This is a genomic window from Pseudomonas sp. GM74, from assembly GCF_000282455.1.
Taxonomy (GTDB): domain Bacteria; phylum Pseudomonadota; class Gammaproteobacteria; order Pseudomonadales; family Pseudomonadaceae; genus Aquipseudomonas.
Genome location: NZ_AKJG01000020.1, coordinates 1 through 16,089, shown reverse-complemented (window position 1 = coordinate 16,089; position 16,089 = coordinate 1). Strand labels below are relative to the sequence as shown.

The following is a 16,089-nucleotide window of genomic DNA, read 5'->3' as shown; positions in this document are numbered from 1 at the left end:
CCGCGATGAACGATGACGCGGTGCATTGGATAAACAATCATTTCAAAGGAATCCACCATGGCTGACGAGTCCTCCCCCGCCCTCAAGGAAATCTTCAACGCCGAGCGCCTCAGGCACATCGCCACCGAAATGACCGCGGTCTATCCGCCATTCGAGGCCACGCGCTTCCTGAACCTGGCCCAATCCGGCCTGGCAGACCTCAGCGTCATGCAGCGCATGGCCCGGGTCAGTGAGTGCCTGCACGCCGTACTTCCCCTGGACTACGAGGCGTCGCTGCAGGTGCTGCGCGCCCTCGCCCCGCGCCTGAACAGCAGCTTCGTCAGCATGTGCCTGCCGCACTATGTCGCCAGCTACGGCGCCCATGCGTTCGATCAGTCGATGGACGCGCTGAAGTACTTCACCGCTTTTGGCTCTTCGGAATTCGCGATCCGCCACTTTCTGCGCAGTGACCTCCAGCGCTCGCTCAAGCTGATGCATGACTGGTCCCTGGATGACAACGAGCACGTGCGGCGCCTGGCCAGCGAAGGATGCCGGCCGCGCCTGCCCTGGTCATTCCGGCTGGAGACCATCCAGGCCGATCCGACACTGGCCGCGAACATCCTCGACAACCTCAAGGCCGACACCAGCCTGTACGTGCGCAAATCCGTGGCCAACCACCTCAACGACATCACCAAGGATCACCCCGACCGGGTGCTGGATCTGATTGAAGGCTGGTCGCTGGACAACCGGCACACCGCATGGATCGCCAGACACGCGCTGCGCAGCCTGATCAAACAGGGCAACCAGCGGGCACTGGCGATCATCGGCGCGGGCGGCAAACCCGAGGTCGAGATCGTTGATGTAAAAGTCGAACCGCCGGTGATTGGCCTGGGAGAAAAGATCACCCTGTCGTTTGCCGTCAGATCCACGGTAGAAAGCAGTCAGCGCCTGGTAATCGACTACGCCATCGATTACGTCAAGGCCAACGGCAGCACCTCGGCCAAGGTGTTCAAGCTCAAGGCGCTGACGCTGCCGGGCAATGCCGTCGAAGCCGTCAGCCGTGGCCAGCAGATCAAGGAACTCACCACCCGCCGGCATTATGCGGGGCGCCATGCGGTGCATGTCATGGTCAATGGCGAGCGGCTGGCCAGTACGGCGTTCGAGATTCTTGCTTGAACCTCAAGATGGGTATTGGATGTACCGCCGCCTTCGCGGGCAAGCCCGCTCCCACAGGGATCTGCTGCGTTACACAGTTGGTGTGAACAGCACAAAAACCTGTGGGAGCGGGCTTGCCCGCGAAGGCGTCGGGTCAGCTACCCAGTAGCAACCCCTGCTCCCGCTCACACAACTCCACCACATAATCCCACAACACCCGCAACCGCACCGACTTGTGCAGCTCCCGGCGAGTGCTGATCCAGTAACTGCGCTGGATGCTTTCATCCGGCAACAGCGGCACCAGCCCCGGATCGGCACTGGCCATGTAACACGGCAACACCGCAATCCCGAGGCCCGAGCGCGCAGCCTGTTGCTGGGCGATCACGCTGGTGCTGTGAAACACCACCTGCGGGTTGCGGCAGAAGCTGTTGAGGAACATCAGTTCCTGGCTGAACAGCAAGTCGTCGACGTAGCCGATCCACGCATGACGCCCCAGGTCTTCGCGACTGCGCAACGGCGGTGAGCGATCGAGGTACTCCTGGCTGGCGTAGAGCGCCAGGCGATAGTCGGTGAGTTTGCGGGTGACCAGCATGTCGGCGGCCGGGCGTTCGAGGTGGATGCTGATTTCCGCCTCGCGGTTGAGGATGCTGACAAAACGCGGCACCGCCACCAGTTCCACCTCCAGCCCCGGATAGCGCTCGAACAAGCCGTTCATGCGACTGGCCAGGAACATGATGCCCAGCCCTTCCGTCACCCCGACACGGATTTTGCCCAGCGGCGCGGTGGACTGGGTGATTTCCTCCTGGGCCAGCAGCGCCACGTTCTCCATCGCCTCGGCGTGTTTCAGCAAAGCCTCGCCCGCCGGGGTCATCTCATAGCCCTGGGCATGCTGAACGAACAACGCCGTACCGAGGCTCTTTTCGATGGCCTCGATGTGCCGCGCCACGGTGGCGTGGGTGGTGTTCAGGCGACGGGCAGCGGTGAGCAAACGCCCGCTGCGCTGCAATTCGAGAAAAAACCGCAGGTCATTCCAGTCGAACATGAAGCGTCCTTGTTCTTTACCGTTCGGGATGCTGTTTAAAAACGCACAGCAGCTGCGCAAAAACTAACATTCTTTTGACGAAAGCTAACAACTAGGATGACAGACAACAAGAACAACAACACGAGGTCAAGGATGCAGGCTTCCCTGGATGAATACGATTACATCGTGGTCGGGGCCGGGCCGGCCGGGTGTCTGCTGGCCAATCGACTGTCGGCCAATGCGCGACATCGCGTGCTGCTGCTCGAGGCCGGCGGCCGTGACAACTATGCGTGGATTCACATCCCCGTGGGCTACCTGTTCTGCATCGGCAACCCGCGCACCGACTGGTGCTTCAAGACCGAAGCGCAAACGGGCCTGCAAGGCCGCGCCCTGAGCTATCCGCGCGGCAAGGTACTGGGTGGCTGCTCATCCATCAACGGCATGATCTACATGCGCGGCCAGGCCGGCGACTACGACCGCTGGGCCGCCGACGGCAACCCTGGCTGGAGCTGGCAAGAGGTGTTGCCGCTGTTCAAGCAAAGTGAAAACCACTTTGCCGGCGCCGCCGAATTTCACGGCGCCGCGGGTGAATGGCGGGTCGAACGCCAGCGCCTGTCATGGCCGATTCTCGATGCGTTCCGCAGCGCCGCCGAACAAAGCGGCATCGCCAGCATCGATGACTTCAACCAGGGCGACAACGAAGGTTGCGGCTATTTCCAGGTCAATCAGAAGGCCGGCATCCGCTGGAACGCGGCCAAGGCGTTTCTCAAGCCGATACGCCAACGCTCCAATCTCACTGTGCTGACCGGGGTCGAAGTCGACCGTGTACTGCTGGACAATGGCCGCGCATCGGCAGTCAGCGCCCGCTGGCAAGGCGCGGTGAAGACCTTCAAGGCGCGCAAGGAAATCGTCCTCTGTGCCGGCTCGGTCGGGTCGCCCGGCATCCTGCAACGCTCCGGCATCGGCCCGCGCCCACTGCTGGAACGGCTGGGCATTGGCGTCGCCCATGAACTGCCCGGTGTCGGCGGCAACCTGCAGGATCACCTGCAACTGCGGCTGATCTACAAGCTGGACAATGCCCGCACCCTGAACCAGATTGCCGGCAGCCTGTGGGGCAAGCTGGGCATGGGCCTGCGCTACCTGTATGACCGCAGCGGCCCGCTGTCCATGGCGCCGAGCCAGTTGGGCGCCTTTGCCCGCTCGGGGCCGGAGCAGACTTCAGCCAACCTCGAATACCACGTGCAACCGCTGTCACTGGAGCGCTTTGGCGAACCGCTGCATGCCTTCCCGGCGTTCACCGCGTCGGTCTGCGATCTGCGCCCGCAAAGCCGTGGCCGGGTGGAAATCCGTTCCGCCAATCCACAAGAAGCACCGCTGATCCAACCCAATTACCTGAGCCATCCGGAGGACTTGCGCATTGCCGCCGACGCCATTCGCCTGACCCGGCGCATTGTCGCCGCCCCGGCCCTGCGCGCGTTCAACCCGGTGGAATACCTGCCCGGCGCCAGCCTGCAAAGCGAAGAACAACTGCACGAAGCCGCCGCGCGGATCGGCACCACGATTTTCCATCCGGTGGGCACCTGCCGCATGGGCAATGACGCCGACGCCGTGGTCGATGCGCAACTCAAGGTCCATGGCATCCCCGGCCTGCGCATCGCCGATGCCTCGATCATGCCGCGCATCACCTCGGGCAACACCTGCTCGCCGACACTGATGATCGCAGAGAAGGCTGCGCAGATGATTCTCAACCCTGCTGTAAACACATCACCTGTGGGAGCGGGCTTGCCCGCGATGACGGTGTGACATTCAACATAATTGTTGGCTGACCCACCGCTTTCGTCGGAACGCCGCCCGGAGCAAGCCCGCTCCCACAAGGACCGCATTAGATTCACGGACACTGAGCATTACCCCTGAAATGGAACACGCAACACCAGTGGAACAACAAAAACAATCACTGTGAGGGATACCGGTATGTCAGAAAATGTTCAAACCCTGGAAGCCGTGCGCAGCGCGGGCACCAGCCAGGAAACCCAGAAAGTCATCTTCGCCTCGTCCCTCGGGACTGTCTTCGAGTGGTACGACTTTTTCCTCTATGGCGCCCTCGCGGCGGTGATCAGCAAGCAGTTTTTCGCCGGGGTCAACGACACCACGGCGTTTATCTTTGCGCTGATGGCCTTCGCCGCCGGCTTCATTGTCCGGCCGTTCGGCGCGCTGGTGTTCGGGCGGTTGGGGGACATGATCGGGCGCAAGTACACCTTCCTCGCCACCATCGTCCTCATGGGCCTGGCGACGTTCTGCGTCGGGCTGCTGCCGACCTACGCCAGCATCGGCATCGCCGCGCCGATCATCCTGGTGGTGCTGCGCATGCTCCAGGGCCTGGCTCTGGGCGGTGAATATGGCGGCGCCGCGACCTATGTCGCCGAGCACGCACCCATCGGCAAGCGTGGCTTCCACACCAGCTGGATTCAATCCACCGCAACCCTGGGCCTGCTGCTCTCGTTGCTGGTGGTGCTGGGCTGCCGCTACTTCACCGGTGACCAGTTCGAAGTCTGGGGCTGGCGCATTCCGTTCCTGTTTTCCATCGTGCTGCTGGGCATCTCGACCTGGATTCGCCTGAGCCTGCACGAGTCGCCGGCCTTCGTGAAAATGAAAGAAGAAGGCAAGCTGTGCAAACAGCCGATTCGCGATTCCTTCGGCAAATGGGAAAACCTCAAGGTGGTGCTGATCGCCCTGTTCAGCATCAATGCCGGGCAAGCGGTGACCTTCTACGCCGCGCAATTCTATGTGCTGTTCTTCCTCACCCAGTTCCTGAAAATGGACCCGGCGGTGGCCAACGGTCTGCTGATTGTCAGCGTGACCATCGGTGCGCCGTTCTTCATTTTCTTTGGCTGGCTGTCGGACAAGGTCGGGCGCAAACCGGTGCTGATGATCGGCCTGCTGCTGGCCACCGCGCTGTACTTCCCGATCTTCAAGACCCTGGCCCACTACGCCAACCCGGCCATCGACCAGGCCAGTCGCCAGGCACCGATCACCGTGATGGCCGACCCGGCCACCTGCACCTTCCAGTTCGACCCGGTGGGCAAGGCGAAATTCGACAGCCCGTGCGATAAGGTCAAGACCTTCCTGGTCAAGCAGGGCCTGCCTTACCAGAGCGCTGCGGCCCCGGCCGGCAGCGGCGTGCAGGTCAGCGTCGGTGACGTGAAGATCGATGGTTTCGACGAAGCCGCCCTGCGCGGCGCCGTGACCCTCGCCGGTTACCCGCAACAGGCGGACATGCAGCAGATCGACAAGCCGATGATCGTGGCGCTGATCGTCGCGCTGATCATCATCTCCGCGATGTGCTACGGCCCGCTGGCGGCGTTGATGGTCGAACTGTTCCCGACCCGCATCCGCTACACCTCGATGTCCCTGCCCTACCACATCGGCAACGGCTGGTTCGGCGGCTTCCTGCCGACGGTGTCATTTGCCCTGGTGGTATACACCGGGGACATCTTCTACGGGCTGTGGTACCCGGTGGTGATCACCGGGGTGAGCCTGATAGTGGGGATGATTTGCCTGCGTGAGACACGCAACGTGGATCTCGACAAGAACTGAGGCAATGCCTGCCGACGAGGGAGCAGGCTCCCTCGTCGCGGCGATCAGCTCCAATCAAACTTCGGCATCAAGCAACTCGAACTTCACCTGATCCGGATAGAACGCCAGATACCCGCGGATTTGCTCCACCGACACCTTGGGGTCTTCGTAGCTCCACACCGCGTTGGCGCTTTCATGCCCCGGTACCTGCAGGCTGAAATAGCTGGCATCGCCCTTGTACGGGCAATAGCTGGTGTGGTCGGTGCGGGCGAAATATTTCTCGTCGATATCCTCTCGCGGCACGTAGTACACCGGCGGGTAGTTGGCCTCCAGCAACACCAGGGCACGCGCCGAGGCGGCTACTTGAATACCGTGAAATCTCACCAGCAGACAGCCAGGCTGCTCGGCGATGGTGATGACAGGACTAGGACCGGAGCTTTTCATGGAAAACGTTCCTCATGACGGTGATGGACCTGCAAATCGATGATGTGGGAGCGTGGCTTGCCCGCGATGGGCTGCGCAGCAGCCCCAAAACCTGAAACCTCGATTTATCAGGTATAACCCAAGTTTTACCCTCGCGACTGCTTCGCAGCCGAACGGGAGCGACACACCAGGCTGTACATCCATACAGATAATGATTGCTCCATCGTCCATCAACCGCCATTCTGTGCACCTCTCGCACATTGATCGACGATGGTGGTTATGCGGCTGTACCTCTGTGAAAAACCTTCCCAGGCCAAAGACATCGCGGCAGTCCTCGGCGCCCGGCGCCGGGGCGATGGCTGCTGGCTGGGAACGGACGTCACGGTGACCTGGTGCATCGGCCACCTGCTGGAAACCGCACCGCCGGATGCCTACGACGCGCGCTACAAGCGCTGGGTGCTGGCCGACCTGCCGATCATTCCCGAAAAATGGAAGATGACCGTCAAGCCGCGCACCGCCAGCCAGTACAAGGCGGTCAAGCGCCTGCTCGGTGAAGCCTGCGAACTGATCATTGCCACGGACGCCGACCGCGAGGGCGAGATGATTGCCCGGGAACTGGTGGAACATTGCCGCTATCGCGGGCCGATCCGCCGCCTCTGGTTGTCGGCGCTGGACGATGCGTCCATCCGCAAGGCCCTCGCGGCCCTCAAACCGGGGAACGAGACCTTCAGCCTCTATCACTCGGCCCTGGGGCGTTCCCGGGCCGACTGGCTGATCGGCATGAACATGAGTCGACTGTTCACCCTGCTGGGGCGCCAGTCCGGCTATCAAGGCGTGCTGCCGGTCGGCCGGGTACAAACGCCGACCTTGCGCCTGGTGGTGGATCGCGATCGCAGCATCGCCGACTTTGTGCCCGTCCCTTACTGGGCCATCGACGTGCAACTGCAACACAACGGCACCGCATTCACCGCACAATGGCGCGCGCCGTCGCAGCTTTGCGACGATCAGGACCGCTGCCTGAACCAGGCGCTGGCGCAACAAGCGGCGGCCGCCATGCGCGGCGCGGCCAGTGCGCGGGTGATCAAGCTGCGCACCGAACGGATGCGCGAAGTGGCCCCGCTGCCGTTCGACCTGGGCACCCTGCAGGAGGTCTGCTCAAAGAAACTCGGCCTCGGCGCCCAGGAAACCCTCGACATCGCCCAGGCGCTCTACGAAACCCACAAAGTCATTACCTATCCGCGCAGTGATTGCGGCTACTTGCCCCTCAGCCAGCACAGCGAGGCACCCGCCATTCTGGCGGCGTTGCGCCAGGCAGATCCGGCGTTGAACGCCTTGCACGATCACCTTGATCCGCAACGGCGCTCACGGGCCTGGAACGATGCCAAGGTCAGCGCGCACCACGGCATCATCCCCACCGCCGCTGCGAAAAATCTCGACAAGCTGGCGGGCAAACAACGTGCGGTCTACACCCTGATCCGCGCCCGATACCTGGCGCAGTTCCTGCCCAACCACGAATACGACCGCACCCAGGCCGACTTCGACTGCGCCAGTGAAGCCCTGCGTGCTGTCGGCAAGCAGATCATCGAGCCGGGCTGGAAACGCGCCCTGCCCGAAGCGCTGGCTGCGGCCAAGGGGCGCGAAGCTCCGGCGCCGCAGACTCTGCCCAACCTGGCCGAAGGCATCGATTGCGCAGTGGCTGGCGTGCAATTCAAAGACCTCTGGACGCAACCGCCAAAGCCGTTCACCGAAGGCGACCTGATCAAAGCCATGAAGAATGTCGCCAAACTGGTGGAGGACCCGCTGCTCAAGCAAAAGCTCAAGGACACCACCGGCATCGGCACCGAAGCGACCCGTGCGTCGATCATCCAGGGCCTGCTCGACCGTGGTTACCTGGTCAAGAACGGCAAGGCCCTGGCCGCCACGCCGGCCGCGTTCAGCCTGATCGACGCCGTGCCGCGGGCCATCGCCGATCCGGGCACCACGGCGATCTGGGAGCAGGCCCTGGACATGGTGCAAAGCGGGGAAATGAGCCTGGAAGAGTTCGTCACCAAACAGGCGGCGTGGATGAGCAAACAGGTCAGTCGCTGTGCCGGGCTGAGCCTGACCATCAGCGGCCCACCGCCCGGCGGCTCCGCCGCAGCCCCATGGAAGAAAAAACGTAAAGGCGCCCCGCGCAAAGCAGCGAGCGGCACCAAGCGCAGGGCAAAGCCGGCAGGCAACACGTAAACCCTGTGGCGAGGGAGCTTGCTCCCTCGCCACGGATCGTTCGTCGCCAGCCATAATGATCCGTGTCCCTTGGCCTGCCAGGAGCCACTTCAAATGACTTCAATAGAACTGCACGCCGCCCAACGCGATGAACTGCAAACCATCGAGAACCTGATGCAGTTCTACACCTACGACTTCAGTGAATGGTTGCCGCTGAAACTGGGCGAATACGGTTTGTTCAACATCCTGCCCATGCCCGACTACTGGCGAAACCCGGCCACCCGGCCCTTCCTGATCAAGGTCGACGGTGAACTGGCCGGCTTCGTGACCGTGGATAACCAGGTCCATCTACCCGGTGCCGAGAACAACATCGGCTATCTGTTTGTCAGCCGACGCTACCGTGGCCGGGGTGTCGCGCGATTTGTCGTTTCCACCCTCTTGAGCCGATTCCCCGGTCAATGGCAGATTTTCCATCTCGAGGCGAATCAGCCGGCACGCCTGTTCTGGGCCGCCGCAATGCCGGGGCTCGGCGTTGGCGCGTTCACCTTGCATCAACAGCTGGTGGACGGTCATCCCTGCACTTTTTACCGCTTTGAGTGTCCACCTTTGTCGTCCTGATCGACACGCCCTCGTCTCCCCGCGCTAATTCCCAACAGCTTTGTCCGACAATATGTAGTGACTGAAAATAATCACTACAAAACCGTTGACGCCTCCGATTTGCCCTTGCATGATGCAGACGTCTCCCCGATCGGGAGTACAGGCAACACGTTTGAGCAAGCTCGTCTGACCGCCGAGCTGTTTTTCCCGGATACACGCTGCCCACAAGGCAGATTGAAGAAGCTGACCTGGCCTGAACGTCCAGTACAAGGGCGAGAAGACTCGGCGAGCAATCCTCATGAAGCTTGTGGCCGACCCTGAAAACGTCGGCAGTAGCCTTAAGGTTTTCGCCGCTTCTCTTCGTTGTGACGCTATTGCGTAGCAGTTATTCAACACGACTACATGCAACAGACGCAGGACCCCGTCCGATAAGGCGGTCGAACGCTGACGTCCTGGTTTCGGTGCCAGGGATCAACTAACCGATGGGCTACCTGTATTAGCGAATCAACTTTGAAAGATCACCAATTGGTCAAGGGGCTTTATGATGAATCTGAACAATCAACCAACTATCGATGAACTGGCTCGTATCTTCGCTGCAAAGAAAGACAGCCACGACAACCATATTCTCTGGATCAGCAAGTGCGGCCAGGTGCATATCGACTGCCTGTCGCCGCACGCCCATGAAGCAGAGTTCGACCAGAACAACCAGAACCTGCTGGCCCGACTGAAGATGTACCGTCGCGGCCAGGGCTATGTCGGCAAGAAGGCCGCGGCCGACAAGGACTTCATCGGTAATGTTCTGCAAACCCTGAAACAGGCCTGGGCCTCGATGCAGAATCAGAACGAAGTTCGGGTGATTGACCGGTTCTACTAATTGAATGAGTCATTACTGACTTATTGAAAAACAGGGCCTGCTCCCAATAAGGAGCAGGCCTTTTTTATGCCCGTACAAAGATCAACTGTGGGAGCGGGCTTGCTCGCGAAGGCGGTGTGTCAGACAACACAATGTCAACTGATACACCGCCTTCGTCGGAACGCCGCCCGGAGCAAGCCCGCTCCCACAGGGGGAGTTGTAGTAGTCAAGAAAAATCCATTCCCAACACCAGCTCCACAAACGCCACCGACGTCGCACTGTGATAGTTGTTCTTGCGCCGCAGCAACGCAGCCCCGCGCTCTGGCGCCGCTCCCTGCATGGAAAGCTTGCGCAATGCCCGATCCTGCGTGGCGATGGGTTCCGGCAGGATGGTGGCGATGGCGCAGTGCCGGATGACTTCCAGCAGCGTGTTGACCGAGTTCACTTCAATCACCACTTTGGGCGTGATCTGCGCCTCTGCGAAAAACTCATCGATGCATGTGCGGGTGATGTAGTCCGGGGTCAGCAGCGCAAACTCAAGTTGAGCCACCTCTTCGGCGGACAACGCGTCCTGATACTCGTAAAGCGGATGATCCCGCCCGACCATCAACCCCAAGGTTTCGGTAAACGCCGGGATCGATTCGATGTCGGCGCTTCTCACCCGATCAAACGCAATCGCGACATCCAGCGAATCATCCGCCAGCCCGGCCTCGATTTCGTCCATCGACAGCTCAAAAATCTCCAGATGGATATTCGGGTAGCGCGCCACGTAGTCGCGCACCAGCGGCCCTACCAGATAGGCCATGAAGGTTGGCGTCATGGCCAGGCGCAACGTCCCGCGAGACAGATCCTTCACGTCATGCAACGCACGCTTGCCCGCTTCCAGCTCCACCAATACCCGCCGCGCGCATTCAATGTAAGCCTGGCCTGCATCGGTCGGCTTGACCGTGCGCGAGGTGCGGTCGAACAGACTCACGCCCAGAGACTCTTCCAGTTGGCGGATCTGCTGCGACAAGGTTGGCTGGGATACGTGCAGCACTTCGGCGGCGCGAGTGAAACCACCCTGGTCGGCAACCGCCAGCAGATAACGCAAATGTCGAAGCAACACGGGATTCTCCATTTATAGGCAGTGCTTATGGATTGCATTGTATATCGGTCTTGGACGCTATGGGTCGATCGACAGAAGATGACCCCACACCCAAGCAACGCCACTCCCGATAGGAGAATCACCATGCAACAGTCCCACGCCTACAACGACCCAAGCCTGGCCCTGACCACTTCTGTCCTTGATGCCAAGGCACGCAAAAACCTGTCGTGGCAGGACCTGGCCGACGGCACCGGCTTGAGCCTGGCCTACGTCACCGCTGCCCTGCTCGGTCAACATCCGCTGCCGGAAACCGCCGCCAAAGTGGTAGGCGACAAACTCGAACTGGACGCCGACGCTGTGGCCCGGCTACAGATCATCCCGCTGCGCGGCAGCCTCTCGGGTGTGCCGACCGACCCGACCATCTACCGCTTCTACGAAATGATCCAGATCTACGGCACCACCCTCAAAGCCCTGGTCCATGAGCAGTTCGGCGACGGCATCATCAGCGCGATCAACTTCAAGCTCGACATGAAGAAAATCGAAGATCCGGAAGGCGGCTCCCGCGCAGTGATCACCCTCGACGGCAAGTTCCTGCCCCTGCGTCCTTTCTAAGTTGTTACCGGCCCGCACTACCGGTGCGGGCCAAACCCTGCTCACCCATGAGGAAGCGATCATGAAAGCGCTCATCGACGGTTTCTTGAAGTTCCAGAAAGAAGCCTTTCCACAACGCACCGACCTGTTCAAACACCTGGCCACCACCCAACATCCAGGTACGCTGTTCATCACCTGTTCCGACAGCCGTGTAGTACCGGAACTGCTGACCCAACAAGAGCCCGGTGAACTGTTCGTGATCCGTAACGCCGGCAACATCGTGCCGTCCTACAGCCCCCATCCGGGTGGTGTATCGGCCACTGTCGAATACGCCGTCGCTGTGCTCGGCGTCACCGACATCGTGATCTGCGGGCATTCGGACTGCGGCGCCATGACAGCGGTGGCCAAGTGCACATGCATGGATCACCTGCCCGCCGTCAGCGGTTGGCTGCAACACGCCGAATCAGCGAAAGTGATCAACGAAGGCCGGCCACACGCCAGCGAAGCGGCCAAGGTCAGCTCGATGGTTCGGGAAAATGTCATTGCCCAACTGGCCAATATCCAGACGCACCCGAGTGTGCGACTGGCCCAGGAAAAAGGCCTGTTGAACCTGCATGGCTGGGTGTACGACATCGAGACCGGTTCGATCGATGCGCTGGATGCCGACAGCCGAAGCTTCGTGTCGCTGGTCGAGCATCCGGGCACTTGTGCCGTATCGGCCAAGGCGATCAAGGCCGCTTGATCAGAACTGCCGTTTGTTCAAAAAAGTGACCGCCCTTGCAGCGGTCACATGTTCCGCCCTCTCAGCGTTTGACGCCCAGATCGACCTGGGTCATGCGGCTACGAATGGTGAACACGCCATCACCCGAGAGAATCGCACTGCGAGCAAACAGGCGCCCGCTCTCCCAGTTCGAAAGCCCCAGTTCCGGCTTGTTCAGCGCGTACTGGCCGTCGACCCAACGGGTGATGCCATTGCCGACAAAAGGCGCGTTGACCGCGTTGTAGAAGCGCTCCTGGGCCTCGGCACTTTCACTGATCAATGACACCGTGAATTGCGGGCTGTAGCGATTGAACAAGGCAATGGCACTGTCCAGGTCGTCGACGATTTTCAGGCTGACTTCCGGGGTTTCTTCCCACTCCCATTCACGGCCCAATTGATCTTCCGCCAACGGCTCGGCCTGCGCCTCGCTCTGATAGCCTTCGGCGCGGAACACCTGGACCGTTGCCGCCAGCCAGTCTTGCGGCAGGTGCGACTCGCTGCCTTCGACAATGTGCAACTTGCAACCCTGGCCCCGCGCGGTGCCGGCCTGCTTGAGTGCGCCTAAGAACAGCGGCACCAGTTCAGCGGCGCGGTCGCGGTGAATCAGGCAAACGTTCAGGGTGTTGCAGACTTTGCGGTCCAGGGAGTTGCGCACCACGGCGGCAAAGCGCTGAGCGTCGGCATCGGCGTTGGCAATCAGCCACGCGCCACCGGTGCCGTGCAGGCTGACCGCCGTGCCGGCCTGCTGGGCGATGCTGCCCAACTGGCTGACGGCGCGACCCGAACCACGGGCCACCGCCAATGACAGGCGCCGGTCAGCGAACATCGCCCAACCGGCGGCGTGGTTGACACTTTCCACCAGCGACACGGCACCGGCCGGCAAGCCGGCGTCGCTCAGTGCAGGGTTCAGTGCATGGGCGACGATCGCCTGGGCGGTGCCCAACGCATCACTGCCGATGCGCAGCACCGCGGTATTGCCGGTGCGCAACACACCGGCCGCGTCGGCAAACACATTCGGCCGGCCTTCGAAGACAAACGCGACGATACCCAGCGGCGAGACCACTTGCTCGACCTTCCAGCCATCGTGCTCGACGCTACTGATCACCTTGCCACGACTGGCCGCCGCATCACGCCACGCGCGCAGGCCGGCGATCATGTCACGACGCATGCGCTCATCGGCCAGCAACCGGGTAGTCGAGCGACCGCGTGCCTTGGCCCGTTCGATGTCGGCCAGGTTGGCGGCTTCGATCAAGGCCCAGCATTCCGGGGTTTCCAGGCGTTGGGCAAACAGGTCGAAGAAGGCACTGATCGCCTGGTCAGACACCGCCGACAGCGCGGTGAATGCCGCCTGGGCGCGCTCAATCGCAACGTTGGCCGCTTGCTGGTCCGCCACGGGGATCAGCAGCAACTCGCCGCTGACCTGTTCCACCAGCAGGTGATCACCGGGCTGGAAGCGTTGCGCCAGTTCGGGGCTGACGACAGTGACACGATTACCGGCGAAAGGGATGGGCGTGCCAGCGACTAGACGTTCGAGCGCAAGAGACATGAAGCGGTTTCACCATGCTGTGGGCGGTCGGAAAATGTATAGCAATTTCCCCGGAGCGTCACGCTTCACACCGGTGATCCCCCCGCTCCCACACTGGTTGTGCACTGGATGAAAAATCTCATGGTTACGTATCTCAATGTGTACAGCACCGCCCCAGACACACCCCGCACTCAAAACCCCGCCACAACGACACACCGCAGATACACCCCGTTGATGAAATACGCCTGTCGATTGGCCACGCCGATCAAAGCGCTCAACTCAAGGGGCATGCCGTTGCCCTCCCTCCCTGACCTGAAAGAGATCAACGCCCATGAGCACCTCCATTTCTTCGGCCGTCAAAGGCCTGCACCTGAACCTCGACCGTGCCGGCGACTGGGTTGCCCCCCTGGCGCTGCGAGTGTTCCTCGCCTGGGAATTCCTCGAGTCCGGCCTGGAAAAATTCAACGGCCAGAACTGGTTTACCGATATCCAGGCGCGCTTCCCGTTTCCGTTCGACCACCTTCCAGCGACGCTGAACTGGGAACTGTCGATGTGGGCCGAACTGATCTTCGCCTTGACCTTGCTGGTGGGCCTGGGCACACGTTTTTCCGCGTTGTGCCTGATGGTGGTGACCCTCGTCGCAACCGCCGCCGTTCATTGGCCCGCCGACTGGCATACCCTCAGTGAACTCGCCCAGGGCTATGCCATCAGCAACAAGGGTTACGGCAACTTCAAGCTGCCCTTGATCTACCTTGTGGCCCTCACGCCGCTGCTGCTTTCGGGTGCCGGCAAGCTCAGCATCGATGCGCTGCTGGCTCGATTCATCTGGCGGCGCTGAAACGCAATCTGCAACCCGGACAAACAAAAGGGGACTTCCATGAAGTCCCCTGTTTTTTTGCTCGATGCGGCGTACCGTTTATTCGGTAGTGGCAGACACTCCCCCACCAGCAGAGTCTTGCGCGATTGCCTGCAACGGCCCCCAATCCCGCCCATCAAATCAACCCCGGCGAAACACCTACCACTCATCGGAAACCCCTCCCGACCTGTCAGATCTGACAGTAGGCAGCCCCGCCCCGTCAGGCTTTAAATCACTCCGTCCCCCTTCCTTCGACTGGAGTCTCTTCCATGGCCTCGTCCCGTTCCCCCGACGACCACATCAACCTCCTGCGTGAGCTGGGCATTCCCGGCCGCACCAAGGACCCGATCTCCACCAATCCCGATGTCTGGGGCCTGAACATCGCGGCGGTGCGGGACAACTTCCCGCGCCATGGCCTGCAATGTCTGGCCGGACCCTGGGGGGTCATGGGGCGAGGCGACCGCCTGGTGATTTTCTGGGGTCCCGGTAATCGGGTGCTGCAAAAGACCGTGGACGAAAATGAGGTCGGCACGGAACTGCGGATGTTCGTGGAGGCACGGCACATCCTTGCCGGCAACTTCGATGTCTCCTACGACGTGACCCGTCTGGGCCAGACGGCCGAGCCTTCCGAAGTGATGAAAGTGTTCGTCAAACTCACCCGCCCCGGTGGCAAGGATGACAACGACACGCCAGGCCACTCCAAACTGATCATGTGCATTCCCGACGACATTCTCAAGGGTGGCATCGATAAGGACAACGTGGCCGCGGGCGTCGACATCAGGATTGACCCCTACCCGAACATTGCCCCGGGTGACGTGATCCGCCTGAGCTGGGGCGGGGTCTTCGTGTTCAGCCCGCCACTGACCCAGGATCAGGCCGACGGCAAAACGCCCATCGTCATTCATGTCGACGAGGCCACGATCCGCAGCGCGGGGGACTCTGACAGCACCGGGCTGGCGGTGGTTTTCGAACTCTACGACAAGGTCGACAACCGCTCCGAGGACTGGAGTGTCGCCCAGCGGGTGGTGGTCAGCATCGACACGGCGCGCCCAGTGGCACCGCTGCTCGAGGAAACGCGGAACAACGTACTGGATCTCGACAAGCTGGGCGATGCCAAGGGCACCGGGCAGGTCATTGCCGTGGACAGCAAGTTTTTCGCGGAGGGCGACACCATCTTCCTCAAGCTCAAAGGCACGCCGGTGGAAGGGACACCGATCGACCACGAACTGCCGGGCAAGGTCCTGGAGAGCGTACCGAGCGTCCTTGAAATACCGATCGACAATGCCCTCCTGCGCCGCTTTGCCAAGACCCAGATGGTACTGTCCTACCGCATCCGGAAAGCCGATGGCTCGGCCGATATTGTTTCCAAAGGGCAGTTCATCAGCGTCATCGGTCAACTCCAGCGCCTCAAGCCGCCAATCGCCGAAGACGCCGAGCAAGGGGCGCTCGATCCGGACCTGCCGC

Annotated in this window: 13 protein-coding genes and 1 pseudogene; 10 read left to right on the top strand and 4 right to left on the bottom strand. The window is 61.4% G+C overall.

The features are described 5' to 3' along the window. Window positions 1-57 precede the first annotated feature (57 nt). Window positions 58-1,155: a DNA alkylation repair protein gene (locus PMI34_RS22825; protein ID WP_008046981.1), complete on the top strand. Its 1,098-nt coding sequence runs from the start codon at window positions 58-60 to the stop codon at window positions 1,153-1,155. 133 nt (window positions 1,156-1,288) lie between these two features. On the opposite strand, the gene PMI34_RS22830 is transcribed toward PMI34_RS22825, so the two are convergent. Next, a complete protein-coding gene (locus PMI34_RS22830) occupies window positions 1,289-2,176 on the bottom strand; it encodes a LysR family transcriptional regulator (RefSeq protein WP_008046980.1) in 888 nt (295 codons plus the stop codon). Between the two features lie 132 nt (window positions 2,177-2,308). On the opposite strand from PMI34_RS22830, the gene PMI34_RS22835 reads away from it, so the two are divergent. Then, window positions 2,309-3,958, top strand: a complete 1,650-nt coding sequence (locus tag PMI34_RS22835; protein WP_008046978.1) for a GMC family oxidoreductase — start codon at window positions 2,309-2,311, stop codon at window positions 3,956-3,958. A gap of 168 nt (window positions 3,959-4,126) precedes the next feature. Continuing rightward, entirely contained in the window at window positions 4,127-5,749 is a 1,623-nt protein-coding gene (locus tag PMI34_RS22840) for an MFS transporter (protein WP_008046977.1), read from the top strand. Window positions 5,750-5,803: 54 nt separating this feature from the next. Here PMI34_RS22840 and PMI34_RS22845 read toward each other — a convergent pair whose 3' ends face one another. Then, on the bottom strand, window positions 5,804-6,172 hold the full coding sequence (locus tag PMI34_RS22845; protein ID WP_008046975.1) for a DUF427 domain-containing protein: 369 nt from the start codon (window positions 6,170-6,172) through the stop codon (window positions 5,804-5,806). 258 nt (window positions 6,173-6,430) lie between these two features. Here PMI34_RS22845 and PMI34_RS22850 point away from each other — a divergent pair, with 258 nt between their 5' ends. The 3 genes from PMI34_RS22850 to PMI34_RS22860 all read left to right on the top strand — a co-directional run bounded on the left by PMI34_RS22850 (window position 6,431) and on the right by PMI34_RS22860 (window position 9,827). Continuing rightward, complete coding sequence (locus tag PMI34_RS22850; RefSeq protein WP_238538760.1) at window positions 6,431-8,377, top strand: DNA topoisomerase III; 1,947 nt, start codon at window positions 6,431-6,433, stop codon at window positions 8,375-8,377. A 93-nt stretch (window positions 8,378-8,470) separates the two neighbouring features. After that, window positions 8,471-8,974, top strand: a complete 504-nt coding sequence (locus PMI34_RS22855; RefSeq protein WP_008046970.1) for a GNAT family N-acetyltransferase — start codon at window positions 8,471-8,473, stop codon at window positions 8,972-8,974. Between the two features lie 523 nt (window positions 8,975-9,497). Then, window positions 9,498-9,827, top strand: a complete 330-nt coding sequence (locus tag PMI34_RS22860; RefSeq protein ID WP_032829393.1) for a hypothetical protein — start codon at window positions 9,498-9,500, stop codon at window positions 9,825-9,827. 205 nt (window positions 9,828-10,032) lie between these two features. Here PMI34_RS22860 and cynR read toward each other — a convergent pair whose 3' ends face one another. Continuing rightward, window positions 10,033-10,914 (bottom strand): transcriptional regulator CynR, encoded by an 882-nt coding sequence (gene cynR, locus PMI34_RS22865; RefSeq protein ID WP_008046966.1) that lies wholly within the window; start codon window positions 10,912-10,914, stop codon window positions 10,033-10,035. Between the two features lie 123 nt (window positions 10,915-11,037). On the opposite strand from cynR, the gene cynS reads away from it, so the two are divergent. Further along, complete coding sequence (cynS, locus tag PMI34_RS22870) at window positions 11,038-11,505, top strand: cyanase (protein WP_008046964.1); 468 nt, start codon at window positions 11,038-11,040, stop codon at window positions 11,503-11,505. A 61-nt stretch (window positions 11,506-11,566) separates the two neighbouring features. Further along, on the top strand, window positions 11,567-12,226 hold the full coding sequence (locus tag PMI34_RS22875) for a carbonic anhydrase (protein ID WP_008046959.1): 660 nt from the start codon (window positions 11,567-11,569) through the stop codon (window positions 12,224-12,226). 61 nt (window positions 12,227-12,287) lie between these two features. Here PMI34_RS22875 and PMI34_RS22880 read toward each other — a convergent pair whose 3' ends face one another. Next, window positions 12,288-13,790, bottom strand: a complete 1,503-nt coding sequence (locus PMI34_RS22880) for an aldehyde dehydrogenase family protein (protein ID WP_008046957.1) — start codon at window positions 13,788-13,790, stop codon at window positions 12,288-12,290. A 310-nt stretch (window positions 13,791-14,100) separates the two neighbouring features. On the opposite strand from PMI34_RS22880, the gene PMI34_RS22885 reads away from it, so the two are divergent. Further along, window positions 14,101-14,607: an HvfX family Cu-binding RiPP maturation protein gene (locus PMI34_RS22885; protein ID WP_008046955.1), complete on the top strand. Its 507-nt coding sequence runs from the start codon at window positions 14,101-14,103 to the stop codon at window positions 14,605-14,607. A gap of 287 nt (window positions 14,608-14,894) precedes the next feature. Further along, window positions 14,895-16,089 (top strand): annotated as a pseudogene (locus tag PMI34_RS22890) (hypothetical protein); the annotation flags it as partial.

What these genes read in the sequence shown, in the direction of transcription:
- PMI34_RS22880 (WP_008046957.1), bottom strand. Translation starts at nt 13,790, where the DNA reads ATGTCTCTTGCGCTCGAACGTCTAGTCGCTGGCACGCCCATCCCTTTC.
- PMI34_RS22855 (WP_008046970.1), top strand. Translation starts at nt 8,471, where the DNA reads ATGACTTCAATAGAACTGCACGCCGCCCAACGCGATGAACTGCAAACC.
- PMI34_RS22835 (WP_008046978.1), top strand. Translation starts at nt 2,309, where the DNA reads ATGCAGGCTTCCCTGGATGAATACGATTACATCGTGGTCGGGGCCGGG.
- PMI34_RS22830 (WP_008046980.1), bottom strand. Translation starts at nt 2,176, where the DNA reads ATGTTCGACTGGAATGACCTGCGGTTTTTTCTCGAATTGCAGCGCAGC.
- PMI34_RS22825 (WP_008046981.1), top strand. Translation starts at nt 58, where the DNA reads ATGGCTGACGAGTCCTCCCCCGCCCTCAAGGAAATCTTCAACGCCGAG.
- PMI34_RS22840 (WP_008046977.1), top strand. Translation starts at nt 4,127, where the DNA reads ATGTCAGAAAATGTTCAAACCCTGGAAGCCGTGCGCAGCGCGGGCACC.
- PMI34_RS22845 (WP_008046975.1), bottom strand. Translation starts at nt 6,172, where the DNA reads ATGAAAAGCTCCGGTCCTAGTCCTGTCATCACCATCGCCGAGCAGCCT.
- PMI34_RS22850 (WP_238538760.1), top strand. Translation starts at nt 6,431, where the DNA reads ATGCGGCTGTACCTCTGTGAAAAACCTTCCCAGGCCAAAGACATCGCG.
- cynS (WP_008046964.1), top strand. Translation starts at nt 11,038, where the DNA reads ATGCAACAGTCCCACGCCTACAACGACCCAAGCCTGGCCCTGACCACT.
- PMI34_RS22860 (WP_032829393.1), top strand. Translation starts at nt 9,498, where the DNA reads ATGAATCTGAACAATCAACCAACTATCGATGAACTGGCTCGTATCTTC.
- PMI34_RS22875 (WP_008046959.1), top strand. Translation starts at nt 11,567, where the DNA reads ATGAAAGCGCTCATCGACGGTTTCTTGAAGTTCCAGAAAGAAGCCTTT.
- PMI34_RS22885 (WP_008046955.1), top strand. Translation starts at nt 14,101, where the DNA reads ATGAGCACCTCCATTTCTTCGGCCGTCAAAGGCCTGCACCTGAACCTC.